The following is a 22051-nucleotide window of genomic DNA, read 5'->3' as shown; positions in this document are numbered from 1 at the left end:
CTGAAGGTATTTGGTGAAGGCGAGTGGAAAGTCAGAAAACACGGCGCCGAGAAACGGCGAGTGTGGAGCAAGTTGCATCTGGCAGTAGACCCAGCCACTCACGATATCGTGGCGGCAGAAATCTCGCTGGAAAATGTCCATGATGTCGAGGTGTTGCCGACTCTGCTCAATCCACTGCGGCGCAAACTGGGGCGTGTTTATGCGGATGGCGCCTACGACAGCAAAGCCAGCCATCAGCTTATCTTGCGCAAAGGGGCAACAGCCTGTATCCCGCCTCGCAAAAGCGCGGGGTTATGGGACAAGGGACATCCGAGAAATGAGGCGGTGCTGGTGATGCGCAAGGAGGGGGTAACGCACTGGAAGAAGATATCGGGGTATCACTGTCGCTCACTGGCAGAGACAGCAATGTATCGGTTCAAGCAGTTGCTGGCGGGGAAAATCAGCCTGCGTAACTACAACGGCCAAGTGGGAGAAGTCATGGGTGGGAGAAGTCATGGCGTATGTTAGCGCCATAAACAAGCTGAATACCCTTGGTCTGCCTGTCAGAAAGTCCCGAGTGTAGCGGTCACCCAGGGCTGGGGGAGTCATGACTTGCTGGCTGATTTGGGCAACAACGCCTCCATAAGGTATAAGTCACCTTAATATATTTCAGCATTAGAAATATCAGTTAATAGTGATTAACGAAAAATAATTGATACTCGCGTTGGCTTCCAACGAGGCTCCTGTTGTGTATAATTAGAAAAAATAAATCTCTGATAAGTTGTTGAGATTATTACTAGTCGGAATAAAGGAAATGTTGATGAGCAATAATATGTTTCATATCAGTTCTCTCAGACAGAGATGGCTTCAATCTGGAATCGCACCAGGAGATGCCATTCTTATTCATAGCAATATTAAAAGAACTCTTCTTGAATATAAAAAAAATGGTTCCTCAATTTCTCCTGGCGATATTTTTGATAGTCTATTGGATGTGTTGGGACAGGAAGGGACATTGCTGCTGCCATTATTTAACTTTGATTTTACACAAGGCATGCCATTCGATATTAGGACTACCCCATCGCAAATGGGAGCATTGACTGAGGTTGCTCGAAAGCATAAAGATGCCATAAGAACAGGACACCCAATTTATTCATTTGCAGTTATTGGTAAGTATCAAAAATTGTTTTATAACGTTGATAATGAAAGTGGTTATGCTGAAGACTCTCCATTTGGAATTTTAAAGCATATGGGTGGTAAAATAGCATCTTTAGATTTGGAAGATCAGTACAGTATGACGTTTTATCATCATATTGAAGAAGTAAAAATGGTTAGTTATCGATATTTCAAAGAATTTTCTGGAGGCTACACGAACATTCAAGGTGAAACAACAAGAAAAAAATATAAATTATATGTGCGAGATATCGAACGTGGGGTTGTAACAAATGTGAATCCAGCTGGGGAGTTGCTATGGTCTGCAGGGCTTTATAAGGGATTCAGGCCCAGGCATGGTAGTGGCTTAAGAACAATAAATGCTGCGGATATGTTTAACTATATAAGTAAGCTCATAGACGATGGTAAAGCTCGTGACCACTTATTTTCTATAGAGGAGCGGTAGTAATGATAGGTAATTGTATTCATGCTCTTGCCAAGTCGCTGTGGCATTTTAATAGGAGTATTACTGGTGATGGTGTGAGGAACACCCTTAAAGAATTAACCAATATAATTCCTGATCTCAGGACGCATGAGGTGGCGTCGGGGGAGCAAGTTTTCGATTGGACGATCCCCGAAGAATGGCGTGTTCGCGAGGCATATATCATTACACCAAGCGGTAAGAAGATATGTGACTTTCGTGAAAATAATCTCCATTTAGTGGGGTATAGTATTCCGGTTAATAAACGAATGGATTTATCGGAGTTAAATAAATTCCTATATTCTCTCCCTGATCAGCCTAATGCAATACCATATATCACATCATATTACAAAAAGAGGTGGGGTTTCTGTATTTCACAAAATGACAGAATGCAGTTAGAGGAAGGAGAGTACCATGTTGTTATAGACTCTGAGCTATTTAATGGTTGGTTGACTTATGGTGAGCTATTAATTAGAGGGCAGTCAGATAAAGAGGTTTTTATTTCAACCTACATTTGTCACCCATCTATGGCAAATAATGAACTGTCTGGGATTTCTGTCACGGCATATCTGGCCAAGTGGTTGAGTGAAAGGAAAAACAACAAGTATACATATAGATTTGTTTTTATACCAGAAACCATTGGGTCAATAACATATTTAAGCAAAAATATCATAACTTTAAAATCTAACGTTTTTGCTGGATTTAACATCTCCTGTGTCGGAGATAATAGATGCTATTCTTATCTTCCCTCAAGAAATGGAAAAACAATTAGTGATATTATTGCATTACATGTCTTAAAGAATATAGATGAAAATTTCAAGCGTTATAATTGGGCCGATAGAGGTAGTGATGAGCGTCAATATTGTGCGCCAGGTGTTGATTTACCGATAGCATCAATTATGAGAACAAAATATGGTGAGTATGCTGAATACCACACCTCTCTTGATGATCTTGAACATGTGGTTACACCTGAAGGATTGGCTGGTGGCTATAATGCGTTAATGAAAGCTATTGAAGCTATTGAAAATTTCACCTACCCAAAGGTTAACGTTTATTGTGAACCACAGTTAGGAAGGCGAGGACTTTATCCAACGTTATCAACCAAATCAAGTGGTCAGGAAGTAAAGGTAATGATGGATTTGCTTACTTGGTCGGATGGGATGCGATCATTAATTGATATAGCAGACCTTTGTGGTGTTCCGGTATGGGAGTTATATCCGATAGTCACTAACTTAGTAGAACATAATCTACTTACATTATTAGACTCACCTATATATATTGGCATCGATGGCTTAATAAATAGCTCACGATATTCACCTAAGATAAATAGTATGGAGGAAGTAAGTGAAATATAATTTTAATGTGGCAATCGAACCAAATGGTGAATTAGTGTAGGCCATTTCTGATATATGTTAAATTGATGTTTAAGTTTATCATTGATATTCTGTGGAAGGGGGATGGTTATTGCTTTGATCTCCTTTTGGTCTGCCTCTTTGTATTGTACTGCCTTATTCAGTTCAGCACCGTTGTGAACGTATCTTAGGATGGGGTCCCAGTCATTATCTTACTCTGATGTGGGCATTGGGTTGGGTAAATCGCGAAGCGTATTCGAATGAGCGAGTTATGAAGCCATCTCAATAAATGATGCAATCAACCCGGCCTAAGCCGGGTTGATTGCATCAAGAGCAGGAAAAATCAGAGCGCTTCCAATCTGGCATATGCCGTTACCAGCCATTTGGCGCCGACGTCATCGAACTGGATCTGCACCCGGCTCTGCTGGCCGACCCCTTCGAAGTTGAGTACCACCCCTTCGCCGAATTTAGGATGGAGCACCCGCTGGCCGAGCTTGATGCCGCTGGCGTCGAAGCTCTGCTGCACCTCGTTCTGGCTAAAGCGGCCGTACTGGGTGGGGCGGCTGACCTGAGTGCGCAGCCGGATCTCTTCCAGACACTCGGCGGGCATCTCGCGGATAAAGCGGCTCGGCTTGTGGAACATCTCGCGGCCGTAGATGCGGCGGCTCTCGGCATAACAGATGTAGAGCTTCTCCATGGCGCGGGTCATGCCGACGTAACAGAGGCGGCGCTCCTCCTCCAGCCGGCCCGACTCCTCGGTCGATTGCTGGCTGGGGAACATCCCTTCTTCGACGCCGACCAGCAGCACCAGCGGGAACTCCAGCCCCTTGGCGCTGTGCAATGTCATCAGCTGCACCGCATCGGCATATTCGTCCGCCTGATTCTCGCCGGACTCCAGCGCCGCGTGGGCGAGGAAGGCGGAGAGATCGCTCATATCTTCCAGCTCGTCCGGGCGCTGGTACTGGCGGCAGGCGGTGACCAGTTCGTCCAGGTTCTCTACCCGTGCCTGGGATTTCTCGCCCTTTTCCGCCAGATACATCGCCTTGAGGCCGGAGTTCTGGATGGCGATATCCGCCTGCTGGTGCAGCGGCAGCATGGCGACCTGCTCCTCCAGCGCGTCGATCAGCTCGACAAAGCCGCGCACCGCGTTGCCGGCGCGACCGGTCAGCACCTTGTCGTTGAGCAGCGCCTTGGCCGATTGCCACAGGTTGAGCCCCTGATCGCGGGCGTTGCCGCGCAGGATCTCGAGGGTGCGATCGCCGATGCCGCGGGTCGGGGTGTTGACCACCCGCTCGAAGCTGGCGTCGTCGCCGCGATTGTTGATAAGGCGCAGGTAGGCCATGGCGTCTTTGATTTCCTGGCGCTCGAAGAAGCGCAGGCCGCCGTAGATGCGATACGGCATGGCGTCCTGCATCAGCGCCTCTTCCAGCACCCGCGATTGGGCGTTGGAGCGATAGAGGATGGCGCAGTCGGCCAAGAGGCCGCCCTTTTCCTTCCAATCCTTGAGACGGCCGACCACGAAGCGCGCTTCGTCCACCTCGTTGAAGGCGGCGTAGAGGGAGATCGGCTCACCCTCGGCCCCTTCGGTCCACAGCTCCTTGCCAAGGCGCTCGGCGTTGTTGGCGATGACGCTGTTGGCCGCTTTGAGGATATTGGCGGTGGAGCGGTAGTTCTGCTCGAGGCGGATGGTCTCGGCGCCCTGATAGTCGGTCAGGAAGCGCTGGATGTTCTCGATCTTGGCGCCGCGCCAGCCGTAGATGGACTGGTCATCGTCGCCGACGATCATCACCTTGCCGCTGTTACCCGCCAGCATCCGCAGCCAGGCGTACTGGATGCCGTTGGTATCCTGAAATTCGTCCACCAAAATGTTCTGGAAGCGGTCGCGGTAGTGTTCGAGGATGTGCGGCTTGTTGAGCCACAGTTCGTGGGCGCGCAGCAAGAGTTCTGCGAAGTCCACCAGACCGGAGCGATCGCAGGTCTCCTGATAGGTCTTGTAGATCTGCTGATAGGTGCGGGTGACGGGGTCGCCATAGAGGTCGATGTCGCCGGGGCGCAGCCCCTCGTCCTTCTTGCCGTTGATGTAGCCCATCACGGCGCGCGGGGCCCAGTGCTTCTCGTCGAGGTTGAGCGCCTTGAGCACCCGGCGGATCAGCCGGTACTGGTCGTCGGAGTCGAGGATCTGGAAATCCTGCGGCAGGCCCGCATCCAGATGGTGGGCCCGCAGCAAACGGTGGGCGATGCCGTGGAAGGTGCCGATCCACATGCCGCGTACGCCGTCGCCAATCACTTTTTCGACCCGGCCGCGCATCTCGGCCGCCGCCTTGTTGGTAAAGGTGACCGCGATGATGGAGAAGGGTGAACAGCGTTCCACCTGCATCAGCCAGGCGATACGGTGCACCAGCACCCGGGTCTTGCCCGAACCGGCACCGGCCAGCACCAGCAGGTTGCTGCGGGGCGCCGCAACGGCATCTCTTTGCTTGTCGTTGAGCCCGTCGAGCAGGGTTGAAACGTCCATCACCACTCCTGTTTATTTATACAGGCGGGGATTATACGGCCATCCCCCCTGCCAGACCAAATCCAAACTCGGGGGGAGAGGCGAGATGGGCGGTTGCAGGGGCACCGGTGCGGCCATTTTTGGCTGGCGCAGAGAGAACGGGACGGGAAGGTTTCCAGCTGTAGCCAATCCTTGCTCGCGCGGTTTGTGGGGATTTTGCGAGCCGGATCACGGGCTTGCCGGGGGGCTGGATGAATAAGAGGGGAAAACGGTTTACAGTAACTTGCTGAACAATAAGAGAAATGTCGTTTGGGTCTTTTGGTTGTTAGCATAAAAAACTGAAAAGTAGCTAAAAAACAACTGCTTATAAGGTTATTTGCTTAGAATTCAAACCGTTAACGCAAACGTTTTTCCCTTATCATTTGCTTGACCCGCATCGGGGCTGACTTAGAGTAAGCCTGCGTGCTAGATAGCCTGCTCTGACAGGCAAGCAAGTTCCCTCACTTAATAACAATCAAGGATACGATCGTGACTAAAGTGCTCAAGCTGGCCACTGTGGCCTCCCTCACTCTCGCTGCTCTCTCTGTTCAGGCTGCTTCCGAGCCAGCCGTCATTTATGACACCGCGGGCAAGTATGACAAATCATTCAACGAAGCCGTGTTCCGTAACGGCGTCGAGCTCTACAACAAGGACAAGGGCGTCAAGGTCAAAGAGTTTGAACCCCAGAACGAAGCCCAGCGCGAGCAGGGTCTGCGTCGTCTGGCCAGCCGTGGCAACGGCCCGATCGTGGCGGTCGGTTTCAACATGGGTTCTGCGGTAGAGAAGGTTGCGACCGAATTCCCGAAAACCCAGTTCACCATCATCGACATGGTGGTCGACAAGCCGAACGTCCAGTCCGTCATCTTCAAGGAGCATGAAGGTTCCTTCCTGGTGGGTGCACTGGCTGCCATCGCTTCCAAGAGCGGTAAGGTCGGCTTCGTGGGCGGCATGGATATCCCGCTGATCCGCAAATTCCAGTGCGGTTACGAGCAGGGTGCCAAGTTCGTCAATCCGAAGATCGAAGTGTTCCAAAACATGGCGGGCTCTACCCCGGCCGCGTTTGCTGACCCGGCCAAAGGTGCCGAGCTGGCCAAGTCCCAGTTTGCCAAAGGCGCTGACGTGGTTTACGCCGCAGCTGGCGGTACCGGTATCGGTGTCTATCAGGCAGCCAAGGACAGCGGCAAGTTCGCCATTGGTGTGGACTCCAACCAGAACCACCTGCAACCGGGCACCATGTTGACCTCCATGGTCAAGTCTGTGGGTCTGGCCGCTTACCAGACCTGGGATGACGCTGCCAAAGGCGAGTGGAAGCCGGGTATCAAGAACCTGGGTCTGGCTGAAGGCGGTGTGGATTGGGCTCTCGACAAGGACAACGAGAAGCTGATCACCCCGGAAATGAAAGCCAAGGTGGATGCCATCAAGGCTGAAATCATCGCTGGCAAGGTCAAGGTTCATGACTACATGAGCGATAACACCTGCAAATACTAATTAGATAGCTGCTACGACTCTCAACGCACCACCGGCCCGCACGGGCCGGTTTTTAGTCTTATTTCATGAAACGCAGGGCTGCATCATGGACCAGACAGATCGCTATGCCATCGAATTAAGAGGTATCGATAAGCGGTTCGGCGAAGTGTACGCCAACAAGCTGATCGACCTTAAGGTTCGCAAAGGCAGTATCCACGGCATTGTCGGCGAAAATGGCGCCGGTAAGTCCACCCTGATGAGCATCATTTATGGTTTCTACCATGCCGACAAAGGCGAGATGCTGATCGACGGGAATCCTTTCAAACCCCATGGCTCACAAGATGCGATTGCCGCAGGGGTGGGCATGGTTCACCAGCACTTCATGCTGGTCAATAACTTCACCGTATTGGAAAACGTCATCCTCGGCGCTGAGAACGGCTGGCACCTTCAGCAGAGCGTGGCGTCAGCCGAAAAGCTGCTTGGCGAACTGGCGCGGGATTATGGCCTCGACGTGCCGTTGCACGAGAAGGTCGAAGATCTGCCGGTTGGCTTGCAACAGCGGGTCGAAATTCTCAAGGCGCTCTATCGCGGCGCCCGCATCCTGATCCTCGACGAGCCGACCGGGGTACTGACCCCGCAAGAGGCGGATCACCTGTTCGAGGTGCTGAAAAAGCTGCGGGATCAGGGGGCAACCATCATCCTTATCACCCACAAGCTGCGGGAGATCCTGGCCATTACCGATCAGGTCTCCATCATGCGCCGTGGTGAGATGGTGGCCCACGTCGCCACCAAGGATACCGACAAGGAGCAGCTGGCCGAACTGATGGTGGGCCGCAAGGTGCGCCTCAAGGTCGACAAGGGGCCAACCCAGCCCGGTGAAGCCAAGCTGAAGATCGAAGGGCTCAGCTATTTCGACGCCAGCAAGGTGGAGCGGGTCAAATCGGTCAGCTTCGAGGTGCGGGCCGGTGAAGTGGTCGGCATCGCCGGGGTCTCCGGCAACGGTCAGTCCGAACTGCTCAGCCTGCTTGGCGGTATTCTCAAGCCGAGCAAGGGCGGCTTCACCATCAGCAGCCGCAGCGGCGTGCACAAGGTGAGCGCGGAGCATCCGGCCGATCCCGAGCTGGTGCGAAACTACGGCCTCGGTCATGTGCCGGAAGATCGCCACAAGATGGGGCTGATCAACCGCTTCGAGGCGAAAGAGGCCTTCATTCTCGGTTATCACCGTCGCCCGCAATACAACAAGGGGTGGCTGCAGAACAAGGAGGCGATCCAGCAGGATTGTCAGGCCAAGATGGAGAAGTGGGACGTGCGCCCGCCCCATCCCGATCACAAGACCGCCAACTTCTCCGGTGGCAACCAGCAGAAGCTGGTGATCGCCCGTGAAGTGGAGCAGGACCCGGATGTGCTGTTGATCGGCCAGCCGACCCGCGGGGTCGACATCGGCGCCATCGAGTATATCCACCAGCAGATCATCGCCATGCGCGACAAGGGCAAGGCGGTATTGCTGGTCTCGGTGGAGCTGGACGAGATCATGAGCCTCGCAGACCGGATTCTGGTCATTGCCGATGGTCGCATCGTCGGCGAGCTGGATGGTGCCAAGGCGGATGAGCGCACCATTGGTCTGATGATGGCAAACATAGTGCCGGACGAAGTTGCCAAGGAGGCCCACTGATGAGCCAAGTACGTATTCCTGCCTGGGTCTCCGTGGGCGTCTTGTCTGCGGTCAACATCCTGCTGGCCTTCCTGGTGTCGGCCATTCTGTTCTACTACCTCGACATCAACCCGGTCGATGCCGCCAAGATCATGTGGTACGGCGCGTTCGGCACCGGTGAAGGGGTCGGCTTCACCCTCTACTACGCAACCGGCTTTATCTTTACCGGTCTGTCGGTGGCGGTCGCCTTCCACGCCGGTCTGTTCAATATCGGTGGTGAAGGTCAGGCCTATATCGGCGGTCTCGGTGTCGGTCTGGTCTGTCTGATGCTCGGCGATGTGCTGCCGTTTGCCCTGCTGTTGCCGCTCTCCATCATTGCCGGTGGTCTGTTCGGTGCCGCCTGGGCCTTTATTCCGGCCTGGCTGCAAGCCAAGCGCGGCAGCCATATCGTTATCACCACCATCATGTTCAACTTCATCGCCGCCTCCCTGATGGCCTATCTGCTGGTGGAGGTGTTCAAGCCGCCCGGCTCGATGGCGACCGAGAGCAAGGTGTTTGCCGAAGCAAGCTGGCTGCCCAAGATGAGCGGGCTGGCGAACCTGTTCGGGATGGAGATCCCCAACAGCCCGCTCAATATCAGCTTCTTCTGGGCGCTGATCTGTGCGGCGCTGGTGTGGGTCTTTATCTGGCACACTCGCTGGGGTTACGAGATCCGCTCGGTCGGCGCCAGCCAAAGTGCCTCCGCCTATGCCGGTATCTCCTATCCCAAGGTGGTGATCCTGGCCATGGTCATCTCCGGCATGCTGTCGGGCTTCTTTGCCCTCAACGTGCTGCAGGGTGAGCTGCACCAGATCAAGCTCAACTTCGTGGAAGGGTTCGGCTTCACCGGTATCGCGGTGGCGCTGATGGGGCGCAACCATCCGGTGGGCGTCATCATCGCCAGCCTGCTGTTCGGCTTCCTCTATCAGGGGGGCGCCGAGCTCAGCTTCGAGTTCGGTGTCGACCGCAACATCGTGGTGGTGTTGCAGGGTCTGGTGATCCTGTTCTGTGGCGCCCTTGAGCACATGATGCGTCCGCGCATCGAGCAGCTCTATCTGGCGTTTGCCAACCGCTCAGCCGCGCAAGCTAAAGGAGTCTGATCATGTTTGAAATTCTGATCCTGATGCTGGATGCGACCATTCGTACTGCGCCGCCGTTGATTCTGGCCGCCATGGCGGGCATGTTCTGCGAGCGCTCCGGGGTGGTCAACATCGCGCTGGAAGGCAAACTGCTGGCGGCGGCGTTCGCCAGTGGTGCGGCGGCGGCGGTCTCCGGTTCTGCCTGGGTAGGTCTGGGTGCCGGGGTGGGTGTCTCCATCCTGTTTGCCCTGATGCACGGCTTTGCCACCATCACCCACCGCGGTGATCAGGTGGTGAGCGGCATGGCCATCAACATTCTGGCGGCCGGTCTGACCGTCACCCTGGGCCGTTACTGGTTCGATCAGGGGGGCCAGACTCCGGCGCTCTCCGGTGATGCCCGTTTCGCCCCCATCGATCTGCCCTATGCCAAGGAGCTGTGGGATGTGCCGGTGATCGGCCAGCTCTACAGCGAGCTGCTGAGCGGCCACTCCCTGCTGGAGTACGTGGCGTTCGCCTGCGTGCCGCTGGCCTGGTGGGTGATGTTCCGTACCCGCTTCGGTCTGCGTCTGCGGGCGGTGGGCGAGGCGCCCGCAGCGGTCGATACCGCCGGTATCTCTGTGGTGCGGATGCGCTACACCGCGCTCCTCATCGGCGGCCTGCTGGCCGGTATCGGTGGCACCTATCTGGCGGTGGCCCAGACGGCCCAGTTCATCCCCAACATGAGTGCGGGCAAGGGCTTTATGGCGCTGGCGGCGCTGGTGTTCGGCAAGTGGCGTCCCTGGAATGCCATGGCAGCCTGCCTGCTGTTCGGCTTCCTCGATGCGGTCGCCATCCGCCTGCAAGGGGTCAGCATCGGTGGCTTCGCCATTCCGGTGCAGGCCATCGAGGCACTGCCATACATCCTGACCGTGTTCCTGCTGGCCGGTTTTATCGGCCGTGCGGTGGCACCGAAGGCGCTTGGTACACCTTATGTGAAGGAGCGGGAGTAGCGCCTTTTATCGCAATATTCCCGATCACACAGATAACAGCAGGCCCACTTCGGTGGGCCTGTTTTTTATGGGCGGGATAGGGCAGACCAGCCGGGATCTGGATGGTGTGATAGAGGGTGACAATGCCGTGAAGGGATAAAGGGGCTGCGCGAGTTGCCGCAGGTAGCGGCTGGCGTACAAGAGCTGACCCCTCTGCCAGCGCCATCAAAAACCCCCTCGTATCAGGAGGGGGTTGCAGAGGTTATTGCCGGATTAACCCTGAGGCTCAGGGTACCAGCACCAGCTTGTAGACACCAAAGCCGGGGTGTTTGGCATCGGTGGGCGGCAGGGTCTCCACATAGTTCAGCTTGCCACCGGTCAGGGCTTGCGCCTCGCTGCGTGGCGAGCTGTAGATGCGCAGATCCAGATTGGCGGGCAGGGGAGCCAGCTGCCAGTTGTTGTCTGCTGGAGGCTCGAAACCGGCCGGATTCTTCTCTGCCAGATCCTTGAGGTATTCGGAGAGCACTTCGCGGGTTTCGAACTGATCTTCATGGACGATCACCTTGGCGTTGATGCCCGGGAAGTTGCCACCACCGCTGGCGCGGTAGTTGTTGGTCACCACGTAGAACATCTGGGCCGGGTCGATCGCCTTGCCCTGATAGGTGAGGTTGGTGATGCGATAGCTGTCGCTCACCTTGTTGCCATCCACATCGTAACGGGCGGGTTTGGTCACATCGACCTGATAGTTCACCCCGTCGATCACGTCGAAGTTGTAGGTGCGGTACTTCTCGTTCACCAGCCACTGGGTAGCGGTGCTGGCGGCATCGATCTTGTTGAACTGGACGGCGCTCTTCTCCAGCCACTCCTGTACGGTCGCGCCATTGATGGCGACCACCTGCAGGGTGTTGGGGTAGACATAGAGGTCGGCCACGTTGCGCAGGGAGATATCGCCAGCCGGTACATAGGTGAAGTCGGTCGGACCGTTGCGACCGCCACGGAATGGCGCGGCGGCGGAGAGGATGGGCCATTTCTCCTTGAGCTGACCATCCTGTTGCAGCTTCTTGGCATGCCACAGCTGGGCGTCGCTGACGAGCTGGATGGAGGGGTCATCCTGCACCAGCGCGAAGAAGCTGTGGATCGGCTTGGTGATCTTGCTGAGGGGCTCGTCCAGCCACTGGTTGGCCTGCTCGTGCTCGGCAATGACCTGATCGACTACCGCCTGGTCTTCGGTGCTGCTGGCGCTGCTGTCGATCTTGCGCAGCTGGGACTGGCTGGAGGCCACTTCCCAGCGACCCTCTTTCCAGGTCATGTGCAGGTCGATGATGCCGAGGTGGTTGCCCCAGACGCCCGGCATCACGGTCGGTACCCCCGCCAGGGTGCCTTTTTCGTTGTCCACGTCGGTCATGTTGGGGTAGTCACCCGGGAAGGTGCGGTGGGCGTGGCCCAGCAGCAGGGCATCGACCCCCTTTACCTTGGCCAGCGGCAGGGCGGCGTTCTCCATCATGGGTTCGCGCGGGTCACCGATGATGCCGGTATGGGCCACGACCACGACGATGTCAGCACCCTTGGCGCGGATTTCGGGTACATAGTGCTCGGCGGTCTCGACCATATCGGCCACCACCACCTTGCCTTCCAGATTGCGCTTGTCCCACTGGGTGATCTGGGGCGGCGTCAGCCCCAGCACACCGACCTTGATGGTCTGGGTATTGCCGTTGGCATCCTTCACCTGACGATCCAGCACCACATAGGGTTTGAACTTCTGCTTGCTCCAGTCGATGGTGCCCTTGCCATCACGGCTGAAGGCATCGGCCTGGAAGACGTTGGCGTTGATGTAGGGGTAGTTGGCCCCTTTTAGGGTCTCTGAGAGGAAGTCGAGACCGAAGTTGAATTCGTGGTTGCCCAGGTTGCCGACATCATAGCTCATGGTGTTGAGCGCCTTGATGGCGGGGTGGGTCTGCTTGCTCAGCCACTGCTGCTTGACCTGCTGGTCGTGGATATAGTCGGCCAGCGGGGTGCCCTGGATCAGGTCGCCGTTGTCGATCAGCAAGTTGTTGGCGTTCTCTTCGCGGGCCTTGCGGATCAGCACAGCGGTGCGGGCGAAGCCCAGCGAGGCATCCGGCTTGTTCTGGTAGTAGTCGTAGCTCAGCAGGTTGGAGTGGATATCAGAGGTTTCGATCAGCCGCAGGGTGAGATCACCGGGGGCCTGAGAGTTGTTGTCGTCACAGCCGGACAGCAAAAAGATAATTGCCACCGCGCTCAGTTTGAGGGTGGTTTTCATTGTTGGATTCTCTTGTTATGGGTATGCCAGCGTGGTGCATTCTATCGACAGCAAAAGAATCCGATTGTGAGCAGGCTGGCAATTCGGGCTAATTACCCTCCTGTTAATAGATTTATGACTCTGATTTTCATCTGTTTTTTCGGGTCGCTACCCTCGCTGCTTTTCCGCCGTTAGTCACCCTGTAGTCACCGCAGTGCGGTCGGGGCAAGCGGCGCGGCCAAGCGCTTCTGCGAGGCTGTAATGGTTGGTTACAGATCTCCATTCGACTGATAGATGACCTTTCCCTTAAATTCAGCGGCGATTGATTGCATCTAAAGAATTACAAAGCGACAGCAAGGAATAAAACCTCATGAAAATGCACAACAAAGCGCTGCTGGCCATCGCCTGCGCTGCGGCCCTGTCTGCCTGTGACAGCGAAAAAGCTGCCAACAGCATCGCCAAGCGGGTGCCGCTGGCTCTGCCGGAGGCGGGTCTTTACCAAGCGAATCTGATGAGCCGCGACGGCGACAAGGCGACGCCGCGCATGATCAAGGATCTGGATGGTCTGGCGCTGGTCTACCCGAAGGGTGAAACCGTGCAGCACTGGGGTGTCTGGGTGGATCATCAGGTGGGCAAGGTCGAGACCAACAGCCAGTGGCTGGGTCAGGCTGACCAGAAAGCCGACAAAGACGGGATCTACCCGGTGCAGTTGATCCGCAACAGCGAACGGCTCGGCACCAGCACGGCGCTCAGCTCGGTGACCAACGACCACAACCTCATCACCTTCCAGGATCAGCCGGTCATCGATCTGCAGGGCAAGGAGATCAAGCGCTGGGTTTTTGATTTCACCCGCACCGGCACCAAGTTCTCCGACAACTCCCCCATCTATTCCGGTTTCAGCGGTCATGTGGCGGTGACTGCCCTGACCACCAAAGCGGTGACCACGGCCAGCTGGAGTGCCACGGACAGCGATGGCTTCAGCAGCGACATGGTGGGCAAGGTGGATACCACCAACAACGGCGGCAAGCTGACGGTGGCGATCGAGTTTCCGGCGGCAGGTTGTACGCTGGTGGGCGAGGGGAGTGCGACGGCCGGGTTGAGCAAGCTGACCATGACTGGGTTTGGCAAGTGCAACTTCAAGCAATCCGCTGCAGCCACGCCGATCGAAAACCTCTGGAGTGCTGCTCTGGCCCGGGCGATGGATAACCGCGTCGCCTATGTCACCACCTTTACCACGGATGCCAAAAAAGAGGCGCTGGTCATCGGCTTCCCCGACACCAATGGCTTGCTGATCACCGCTGACAAGCGATAAACAGCTAACGGCAGGGGTGGGCAAACGCGCCTGAAACAACAAGGGAGCCAGTGGCTCCCTTGTTGTTTTCAACGCACGGTTTACAGCAGGAACAGGGTCGCCAGCCCGAGGAAGATAAAGAAGCCGCCGGTATCGGTGATGGCGGTGATCATCACGCTGGCACCGACTGCCGGGTCGCGGCCGAGGCGGGTCATGGTCATGGGGATAATCACCCCCATCAGGGCGGCCACCAGCAGGTTGAGCATCATGGCCAGGGTCATCACGGCGCCGAGCGCCGCATCCTGATAGAGCAGATAGGTGGCGATGCCCATGGTGCCGCCCCACACCAGCCCGTTGATAAAGGCGACGCCAAGTTCCCGTAGCAGCAGGAAGGAGAGGTTGCCTGCCTGAATGTGCTGCAGCGCCAGCGCCCGCACTATCATGGTGATGGTCTGGTTGCCGGTGTTGCCGCCGATCCCGGCGACGATGGGCATCAGGGCCGCCAGCGCCACCAGTTGGGAGATGGTGTGCTCGAACAGGCCGATCACCCGCGAGGCGACAAAGGCGGTGCAGAGGTTGATGGCAAGCCAGGCCCAGCGGGTCTTGACCGCCTTGGAGACTGGGGCGAACACGTCTTCATCCTCGCTGATACCCCCCATCCGGCGCAGGTCGGTGTCACTCTCCTCATAGACCAGATCCACCACCTCTTCGACGGTGAGGCGGCCCATCAGCTTGCCCTTGCCATCCACCACGGCGGCGGAGAGCAGGTCATCCCGCTCGAAGGTGCGGGCCGCCGCTTCGTCGTTATCCTCCGGATCGAAGGTGACCGGATCACGCTCCATCACATCGCTCACCAGGGTGGCGGGCTTGTGCAGCAGCACAGTGGTGAGGGCCAGCTCCCCCAGCAAATGGTTGCGCCGATCGATGACGAACAGCTTGTCGGTGTTGGCGGGGATCTTGCCGCGCAGGCGCAGATAGCGCTGCACTGTGGCCAGACTCACCTCGGGGCGGATGGTGATGATCTCGAAGTCCATCATGGCGCCGACGGTGTGCTTGCCGTAGCGGATCACCTCCCGCACCCGATCCCGCTCGGCGGGGGCCATGTAGGTGAGCAGCCGCCCCATCAGGTTGCGCGGCAGGTACTGGCCCAGATAGATCTGGTCGTCGATATCCAGGGTGCGCAGGGCGTGCAGCAGCTCCTTGTCGCTCATCCCGCTGATGAGGCTGTCCCACACCGTCTCCGACGCTTCGACCAGGATCTGGCCGCGCTTCTCCTCCTCCACCAGCGCCCACAGGGCATGACGCTCATCGGGCGGCAGCGATTCCAGCGCATCGGCGACGTCGGCGGCGGGCAACCCGTTGACCAGCGCGGTGAGTTCGCTGGTCTGATCGCGCTGCTCGGCATCCTGCACCACCTGCGGATCGAGCAGGCTGTCGGTGAGGGCATCATCGCGCAGCAACAGGGTGAGAATGCGGGATCTGTCATCCGCGCGCTGCCGGGCGCTGTTCTTGATGGGAAGAGACATGGGATGAATTCCTGAGATGGTAGCCAAGGGCTCAATGCCAATAGGATACCAGACTTAAAACAACAGGTTATGACCGTGATGGGAGAAGAGGGAGGTAAAAGTGAGGCCACCTGCTGGTGGCCTCATGGTGAGTTGCCGAGAATCCCTCAGGCGAGGGCTCGCTGGCGCTGCGGGGCCTCGCCAAACCAGGCGAGCCGGTCGGCCAGGGTCACCACGGATCCCACCATGATCAGCGCCGGACTTTCAACCCCCACCGCCAGCGCGGGCAGCTCATCGAGAGTGCCACGAATGACCCGCTGGCAGGGCTGGGTGCCGCGCTCGATCAGCGCCACCGGAGTGTCGCCCCCCTTGCCATGGGCCAGCAGTTGCTCGCGGATAGTGGCGCAGGATGAGAGTCCCATATAGAACACCAGCGTCTGCCGATCTTTGGCCAGCAGCGGCCAGTCGAGATCCCGGGCGCCCCCCTTGCCATGGGCGGTAACGAAACGCACGCTCTGGGCGTGGTCGCGGTGGGTCAGCGGAATACCGGCGTAGGCGGCGCAGCCACTGGCCGCGGTGATCCCCGGCACCACCTGAAAGCCGATGCCGCTGCCGACCAGCGTCTCCAGCTCCTCGCCGCCACGGCCGAAGATAAAGGGATCGCCCCCCTTGAGCCGCACCACCCGTTGCCCCTTCTTCGCCTGCTCCAGCAAGAGCTGGTTGATCCCCTCCTGCGGCACGCAGTGGTTGCCCGCCTGCTTGCCGACGAAGATGCGCTTGGCATCGCGGCGTACCAGCGCCATCACCTCGTCGGAGACCAGCCGGTCATAGACCACCACGTCCGCCTGCTGCATCTGGCGCAGGGCGTGCAGGGTGAGCAGGCCCGGATCGCCGGGGCCCGCTCCCACCAGCACCACTTCGCCAGCGGTGTTGCATTCGTCGGCAAACAGGTTGTCGGCCAGCTGGTGGGCAGAGGCGCTATCGCCCCGCGCCAGCGCCTGCCCGAGTCGGTCTGCCCCGAGTAGCCGCTCCCAGAAGCGGCGCCGCTCCCCCATGCTGGCAAAGCGGGCCTTGACCCGTTCCCGGAGGCTGCCGGCGAAGGTCGCCACGGCCCCCAGATGTTGCGGCAGCAGGGCTTCCAGTTTTTCCCGCAGCAGCCGGGCCAGCACAGGTGCCTTGCCGCCGGAGGAGATGGCCACCATCAGCGGCGAGCGATCGATGATCGACGGCATGATGAAGCTGGAGCGCTTCGGGTCATCCACCACGTTGGCAAAGATCTGCGCCTGATTGGCGCTTTGGTAAACCAGCGCATTCACCTCGCGCCGATCGGTAGCGGCCACCACCAGCCACTTGCCCGCCAGTTGTTCCGGCACAAATTCACCGGCCAGCCACTCGATGCTGCCGTTGGCAGCCAGTTCCGCCAGCTCGGGGTCGAGCTCGGGGGCGACTACTGTGAGCTGGGCACCGGCATTCAGCAGCAGACGCGCCTTGCGTTCCGCTACCTCGCCGCCGCCAACCAGCAGCACGGGTTTGTTGTCGAGTCGGCAAAAGATAGGCAAGTAGTCCATGGGGCCTCCGGATCAGGCGGTTCGGGTCTGGTTGGCGGTGCTGGTGGTCTCGCTCACTGCAACCGGGCGCTCTGCTTTCGGGGTGGCATACCAGTAGCCGAGGCCCATAAAGAGGACGCCGGAGACGGTGTTGCCCAGCGTCACCCACAGCAGGTTGTGGCCGATGCCGCTCAGGGTGTAGGCCTCGGAATGGGCGCCAAACCAGGAGAGGGCGAACAGGGTCATGTTGGCGATGGAGTGCTCGTAGCCGGAAGCGATAAAGGCCAGCAGGCACCACCAGATGGCGATGAAGCGGGCCGCCCCTTCGGTGCGCAGCGCCATCCAGATGGCGAGGCAGACCAGCCAGTTGCAGAGGATCCCCTTCATAAACAGGGTCAGCGCCGGAGCCTGGGTCTTGGCCAGCGCCACCTTGTGGGCCAGACTGCCCGCATCCGGCAGCAGGCTGCCGCCGTAGGAGTAGATGAGCGCCACCACGATGGAGCCAATCAGGTTGCCGGCCCAGGTCTGCGGCAGGATGCGCAGCAGGTCGGTCATGGTGATCTTGCCCGCCTTCACCCCGAAAGTGAGGAACATGGTGTGGCCGGTAAACAGCTCGGAGCCGGCAATGATGACGAGCGTCAGGGCGATACCGAAGGTGGCCCCCATCACCAGCGGTCGGATGCTCGGATCCACCAGATTGCCGAGGGTGAAGATGAGGATGATGCCGAGGCCCACATAGGCCCCCGCCATGGCGGAGCTGAGCCAGAAGCCGAGCTTGTCGCTGCGCTCGAAGCGGTTGATGCGGGCCGCGTTGGCGGCGCACTTGTTGATGGTTTCCGTGTACATCTTGTGAGTCCTTGAAAGGGCTGCCCTCAGGCAGCCCGAAAGAGAGTGAATTTGGCTTTAGACGGCGACCCAGACCTGCTGGTCGCGTACTTCAACGGGGTAGCTTTGAACCGACATGGCGGGATTGTCGAAACAGTGGCCATCGCTCAGGCGAAAGCGCTGCTTCTTGAGCGGGCTGGCGACCCAGATCTCGCCGTCGTGTTCGCAGATCAGGCCCCGCGACAGCACGTTGGCGGCGAAGAAGGGATCCCGGTTGTCGATGGCGAACACCTCGGCCGCCGCGCTCGGGCGGAACAGGGCGATCTGGCGACCTTCAATGAGTGCGCAGACACCGGTTCCCGGCAGGATGTCGTTGAGTTGGCAGGCTAATTTCATCATTTGGTTTCCACCTCGATCTGGTAGACGGGGATGCGCTCGGCCGGGGTCGCCGGTCGGTGCTGGTCGCGCTCGGCGACGAACTGAACGTCCGGGTCGCGCTTGTCGCTGTTGATGAAGTGGCTGAAGCGCTTGAGCGCTTCCTCTTCGTTGAGGGTGCGCGACCATTCGCACTCGTAGCTGTCGATAAGGGTCTGGATATCGCGCTCCAGGGTCTCGGCCAGCCCCAGCTTGTCGTCGACGATCACCTCGCGCAGGTAGTCGACGCCCCCTTCCAGATTGCCGAGCCAGACCGAGGTGCGCTGCAGTTTGTCGGCGCTGGTGACGTAGAACATCATAAAGCGGTCGATCAGCTTGATGAGGGTCTCGCGGTCGAGGTCAGAAGCCAGCAGATCTGCGTGGCGCGGCTTCATGCCGCCGTTGCCGCCCACATAGAGGTTCCAACCCGCGTCGGTGGCGATGATGCCGACGTCCTTGCCCTGCGCTTCCGCACATTCACGGGTACAGCCGGAGACACCGAACTTCATCTTGTGCGGGGTGCGAATGCCCTTGTAGCGGTTCTCGAGGAAGACCCCGAGGCCAACGCTGTCCTGCACGCCGAAGCGGCACCAGGTGCTGCCGACGCAGGTTTTGGCCATGCGCAGCGCCTTGGCGTAGGCCTGACCGGTCTCGAATCCGGCTGCCAGCAGCTTGCGCCAGATGGCGGGCAGATCATCCTTCTGGGCCCCGAACAGACCGATGCGCTGGGCGCCGGTGATCTTGGTGTAGAGCTTGTAGTCGCGGGCCACTTCAGCCACCGCCAGCAGCCCCTCCGGAGTCACTTCGCCACCGGCCATGCGCGGGATGACGGAGTAGCTGCCGTCCTTCTGCATGTTGCCGAGGAAGATATCGTTGGTGTCCTGCAACGGGATGTTGCGCGGGCTCAGCACATGCTCGTTCCAGCAGGAGGCGAGGATGGAGCCGACGGTCGGTTTGCACACCTCGCAGCCATAGCCCTGACCGTGCTTGGCCAGCAGCTCGTCGAAGCTCTTGATCCCCTCCACCTTGACCAGATGGAACAGCTCCTGACGGGAGTGGGGGAAGTGGGCGCAGAGGTGGTTGTTGACCTCGATGCCCTGCTTCACCAGTTCGGCGTTGAGCACCTGACTGATGAGCGGCACGCAGCCGCCGCAGCCGGTACCGGCCTTGGTGTGCTGCTTGATGGCGGCAAGGGTGGTGTGACCCTCGGCCACCGCCTTGGCGATGTCGCCCTTGGAGACGTCGAAGCAGGAGCAGATCTGGGCGCTTTCCGGCAGGGCATCCACCCCCAGCGTCGGCTTGGCACCGGCGTAGGCGGGCAGGATCAGGGTGTCCGGGTGGCTCGGCAGCGGCAGGGCGTTGAGCATCATCTGCAGCAGGTTGCCGTAATCTTCCACGTCACCCACCAGCACGGCGCCGAGCAGGCGGCTGTTGTCTTCGTTCACCACGATCTTCTTGTAGACGCCGGCCTGATCGTCCTGAAACACATAGCTGTGGCTGCCCGGGGTGCGACCATGGGCATCGCCGATGGAACCGACGGAGACGCCGAGCAGTTTCAGCTTGGCGCTCATGTCCGCCCCCTCGAAGCGGCTGTCGCCGCCGAGCAGATGGTCGACGGTGATCTGGGCCATCTTGTAGCCCGGCGCCACCAGCCCGAAGAAGCGGCCCTGCCAGGCGGCGCACTCGCCGATGGCATAGATGTCGGGATCGGAGGTGAGGCAGTGATCGTCGATGACGATGCCGCCGCGCTCGGCGATGGCCAGATCACCGTAACGGCCCAGGGTATCTTGCGGGCGAATGCCGGTGGAGAAGACCACCACGTCCACTTCCAGCTGGCTGCCGTCGGCAAAGGCGAGGCGGTGTTTCGCCTGCTCGCCGCCATGCATCAGGATCTCGCTGGTGCTCTTGCTGGTGTGTACCTGCACGCCCATGGATTCAATCTTGCGGCGCAGCAGCTGGCCGCCCTGACCGTCGAGCTGCTCGGCCATCAGTACAGGAGCAAACTCCACCACGTGGGTCTCGAGACCCAGCGCCTTGAGGGCGCCTGCCGCTTCAAGGCCAAGCAGGCCGCCCCCGATCACCACCCCGCTCTTGCCGCTCTTGGCGGCGCTGCGGATGGCTTTCAGATCCTCGATGGTGCGATAGACGAAGCACTCGTGGTGCTGACTGCCCGCAATGGGCGGCACCCAGGGGTAGGAGCCGGTGGCCAGCACCAGCTTGTCGTACCCGACCACAGTGCCCTTGTTGGAGTGCACTTCGCGGTTGGCCCTGTCGATTTTTTTCACCGCTTCGCCGAGCAGCAGGCGGATGCCGTGCTTGTCGTAGAAACCGGGTTTGACGAGGGAGAGATCTTCGCTGGTGTGATGGGAGAAGTAGGAGGAGAGATGGACGCGATCGTAGGCGGGACGGGGTTCTGCACCGAAGACGGTGATCTCGTAGCGGCCCGGCTCGGCCCGCTCGATCAACTCTTCGATGAAGCGGTGCCCCACCATGCCGTTGCCCACAACGACCAGTCTGACTTTGCTCATGATTGCCTCTAGTTTGGAGTAATAAAACATCATTCTGGGGCTAGGCTACCCAGTCAGTCGGGGCGGGCAATTGATGCAAATCAAGTGTCTATTTATATATCTCGTCAGGGGTAATTCGATAAAATTCAAAGATATACAAAATTAGGTATACCAGTTGATGATTTCCGCACTGGTTTTGGGTGAGGGATGGTGGAGAGCAAGAGCGCTTTAGCAAAAGCCGGGGAGTGAAAACTTCTGTCGGAAAAAGCCGATCTCGCACTTGGCGAGACCGGCATCAGCCGAGCAAGGCGGCGCGTCAGGCGATATGGCGGCGGAACATGGCGAGCGCGAGCGACAGGGTGACCCCGGCGATGGCGAGCAGTGGCCAGAGCAGGGGCCAGGCGGCCGACCAGTCGAACCCCTTGAGGAAGACCCCCTTGAGCAGCACGATGAAGTGGGTGAGGGGGTCGATGGCCGCCAGCCACTGGAACACCTGCGGCATGTTCTCCACCGGCGAGATATAACCCGAGAGGATCACCGCCGGTACGGTGAAGGAGAAGACTCCGAGAAAGGCCTGCTGCTGGGTCGAGCAGAACGACGAGATGAAGAGCCCGATCCCGGCCAGTGCCAGCCCGTAGCAGACCATGCCCGCCATCAGCAGGCTGAGGCTGCCGGCAAAGGGGAGGTGAAAGACAAAACGGGCGGCCAGCGCGACTATGCTCCCTTGCCCCACCGCCACCATGATGCCGGGCACCGCCTTGCCCGCCATGATCCAGCCTGCGGTGAGGGGGGAGACCAGCAGCTGATCGAAGGTGCCCTCTTCCCGTTCCCGCGCGACCGAGAGGGCGGTGACAATCAGGCAGCCGGTGGTGGTGATGATGGCCACCAGCGCCGGCAGGATATGCCAGTGGAATTCGACGTTGGGGTTGTAGAGGTTGCGCACCGCCAGCTCGGGTTGCCCCTTGCCCTCACTTTGCCAGCGGGCGATCACCTGACTGATGTAGCCC

At 58.6% G+C, this 22051-nt stretch carries 15 protein-coding genes and 1 pseudogene; 8 read left to right on the top strand and 8 right to left on the bottom strand.

The window, feature by feature from the left end:
- From L972_RS11940 to L972_RS20900, 3 genes and pseudogenes are all read left to right on the top strand, one after another.
- Positions 1-562: pseudogene (locus L972_RS11940) on the top strand (IS5 family transposase); the annotation flags it as partial.
- A gap of 237 nt (positions 563-799) precedes the next feature.
- Positions 800-1594 carry an AAC(3) family N-acetyltransferase gene (locus L972_RS20905; protein WP_081990726.1) on the top strand — a complete coding sequence of 265 codons (795 nt, stop codon included), beginning with the start codon at positions 800-802 and terminating at the stop codon, positions 1592-1594.
- A 2-nt stretch (positions 1595-1596) separates the two neighbouring features.
- A complete protein-coding gene (locus L972_RS20900) occupies positions 1597-2964 on the top strand; it encodes a DUF4910 domain-containing protein (RefSeq protein ID WP_081990725.1) in 1368 nt (455 codons plus the stop codon).
- A gap of 340 nt (positions 2965-3304) precedes the next feature.
- Here L972_RS20900 and uvrD read toward each other — a convergent pair whose 3' ends face one another.
- Positions 3305-5476 carry a DNA helicase II gene (gene uvrD, locus L972_RS11935; RefSeq protein WP_041209786.1) on the bottom strand — a complete coding sequence of 724 codons (2172 nt, stop codon included), beginning with the start codon at positions 5474-5476 and terminating at the stop codon, positions 3305-3307.
- Positions 5477-5983: 507 nt separating this feature from the next.
- On the opposite strand from uvrD, the gene L972_RS11930 reads away from it, so the two are divergent.
- The 4 genes from L972_RS11930 (at position 5984) to L972_RS11915 (ending at position 10719) form a co-directional block, all read left to right on the top strand.
- Complete coding sequence (locus L972_RS11930) at positions 5984-6982, top strand: BMP family lipoprotein (RefSeq protein ID WP_047438468.1); 999 nt, start codon at positions 5984-5986, stop codon at positions 6980-6982.
- An 85-nt stretch (positions 6983-7067) separates the two neighbouring features.
- Positions 7068-8633, top strand: a complete 1566-nt coding sequence (locus tag L972_RS11925; RefSeq protein ID WP_005342527.1) for an ABC transporter ATP-binding protein — start codon at positions 7068-7070, stop codon at positions 8631-8633.
- Positions 8633-9751 (top strand): ABC transporter permease, encoded by a 1119-nt coding sequence (locus L972_RS11920; RefSeq protein ID WP_005357011.1) that lies wholly within the window; start codon positions 8633-8635, stop codon positions 9749-9751. The genes L972_RS11925 and L972_RS11920 overlap by 1 nt, the downstream gene beginning before the upstream one ends.
- Before the next feature lie 2 nt (positions 9752-9753).
- Positions 9754-10719, top strand: coding sequence for an ABC transporter permease (locus tag L972_RS11915; RefSeq protein WP_005340795.1), 966 nt, complete (start codon positions 9754-9756; stop codon positions 10717-10719).
- Between the two features lie 265 nt (positions 10720-10984).
- Here the strand turns inward: L972_RS11915 and L972_RS11910 are convergent, their stop codons facing one another.
- A complete protein-coding gene (locus L972_RS11910; RefSeq protein ID WP_047438465.1) occupies positions 10985-12976 on the bottom strand; it encodes a bifunctional 2',3'-cyclic-nucleotide 2'-phosphodiesterase/3'-nucleotidase in 1992 nt (663 codons plus the stop codon).
- 349 nt (positions 12977-13325) lie between these two features.
- Here L972_RS11910 and L972_RS11905 point away from each other — a divergent pair, with 349 nt between their 5' ends.
- Complete coding sequence (locus L972_RS11905) at positions 13326-14267, top strand: hypothetical protein (RefSeq protein ID WP_047438463.1); 942 nt, start codon at positions 13326-13328, stop codon at positions 14265-14267.
- A gap of 80 nt (positions 14268-14347) precedes the next feature.
- Here the strand turns inward: L972_RS11905 and mgtE are convergent, their stop codons facing one another.
- From mgtE to L972_RS11875, 6 genes are all read right to left on the bottom strand, one after another.
- Positions 14348-15772, bottom strand: coding sequence for a magnesium transporter (mgtE, locus tag L972_RS11900; protein WP_005340782.1), 1425 nt, complete (start codon positions 15770-15772; stop codon positions 14348-14350).
- Between the two features lie 146 nt (positions 15773-15918).
- The gene (cysG, locus tag L972_RS11895; protein WP_047438461.1) at positions 15919-17319 is read right to left on the bottom strand and encodes a siroheme synthase CysG; all 1401 of its coding nucleotides are present in this window, start codon (positions 17317-17319) and stop codon (positions 15919-15921) included.
- A 12-nt stretch (positions 17320-17331) separates the two neighbouring features.
- Positions 17332-18144, bottom strand: coding sequence for a nitrite transporter NirC (gene nirC, locus L972_RS11890; RefSeq protein WP_047438459.1), 813 nt, complete (start codon positions 18142-18144; stop codon positions 17332-17334).
- Between the two features lie 57 nt (positions 18145-18201).
- Positions 18202-18519: a nitrite reductase small subunit NirD gene (gene nirD / locus L972_RS11885; RefSeq protein WP_021230734.1), complete on the bottom strand. Its 318-nt coding sequence runs from the start codon at positions 18517-18519 to the stop codon at positions 18202-18204.
- On the bottom strand, positions 18519-21065 hold the full coding sequence (gene nirB, locus L972_RS11880; protein ID WP_047438458.1) for a nitrite reductase large subunit NirB: 2547 nt from the start codon (positions 21063-21065) through the stop codon (positions 18519-18521). The genes nirD and nirB overlap by 1 nt, the downstream gene beginning before the upstream one ends.
- A 295-nt stretch (positions 21066-21360) precedes the next feature.
- Positions 21361-22051: ABC transporter permease (locus tag L972_RS11875; protein ID WP_156127050.1), on the bottom strand; the 691-nt coding region annotated here is incomplete at its 5' end.

This window comes from Aeromonas sp. ZOR0001, assembly GCF_000801015.1.
In the GTDB taxonomy this organism is placed as follows: Bacteria; Pseudomonadota; Gammaproteobacteria; order Enterobacterales; family Aeromonadaceae; genus Aeromonas; species Aeromonas veronii.
The sequence above is the reverse complement of the archived record's forward strand: the minus strand, read 5'-3'. Positions and strand labels throughout refer to the sequence as shown.

Excerpts from the sequence above, each read along its gene's own strand:
- L972_RS20905 (WP_081990726.1), top strand. The coding sequence starts at position 800 with ATGAGCAATAATATGTTTCATATCAGTTCTCTCAGACAGAGATGGCTT.
- L972_RS20900 (WP_081990725.1), top strand. The coding sequence starts at position 1,597 with ATGATAGGTAATTGTATTCATGCTCTTGCCAAGTCGCTGTGGCATTTT.
- uvrD (WP_041209786.1), bottom strand. The coding sequence starts at position 5,476 with ATGGACGTTTCAACCCTGCTCGACGGGCTCAACGACAAGCAAAGAGAT.
- L972_RS11925 (WP_005342527.1), top strand. The coding sequence starts at position 7,068 with ATGGACCAGACAGATCGCTATGCCATCGAATTAAGAGGTATCGATAAG.
- L972_RS11920 (WP_005357011.1), top strand. The coding sequence starts at position 8,633 with ATGAGCCAAGTACGTATTCCTGCCTGGGTCTCCGTGGGCGTCTTGTCT.
- L972_RS11915 (WP_005340795.1), top strand. The coding sequence starts at position 9,754 with ATGTTTGAAATTCTGATCCTGATGCTGGATGCGACCATTCGTACTGCG.
- L972_RS11910 (WP_047438465.1), bottom strand. The coding sequence starts at position 12,976 with ATGAAAACCACCCTCAAACTGAGCGCGGTGGCAATTATCTTTTTGCTG.
- L972_RS11905 (WP_047438463.1), top strand. The coding sequence starts at position 13,326 with ATGAAAATGCACAACAAAGCGCTGCTGGCCATCGCCTGCGCTGCGGCC.
- mgtE (WP_005340782.1), bottom strand. The coding sequence starts at position 15,772 with ATGTCTCTTCCCATCAAGAACAGCGCCCGGCAGCGCGCGGATGACAGA.
- cysG (WP_047438461.1), bottom strand. The coding sequence starts at position 17,319 with ATGGACTACTTGCCTATCTTTTGCCGACTCGACAACAAACCCGTGCTG.
- nirC (WP_047438459.1), bottom strand. The coding sequence starts at position 18,144 with ATGTACACGGAAACCATCAACAAGTGCGCCGCCAACGCGGCCCGCATC.
- nirD (WP_021230734.1), bottom strand. The coding sequence starts at position 18,519 with ATGAAATTAGCCTGCCAACTCAACGACATCCTGCCGGGAACCGGTGTC.
- nirB (WP_047438458.1), bottom strand. The coding sequence starts at position 21,065 with ATGAGCAAAGTCAGACTGGTCGTTGTGGGCAACGGCATGGTGGGGCAC.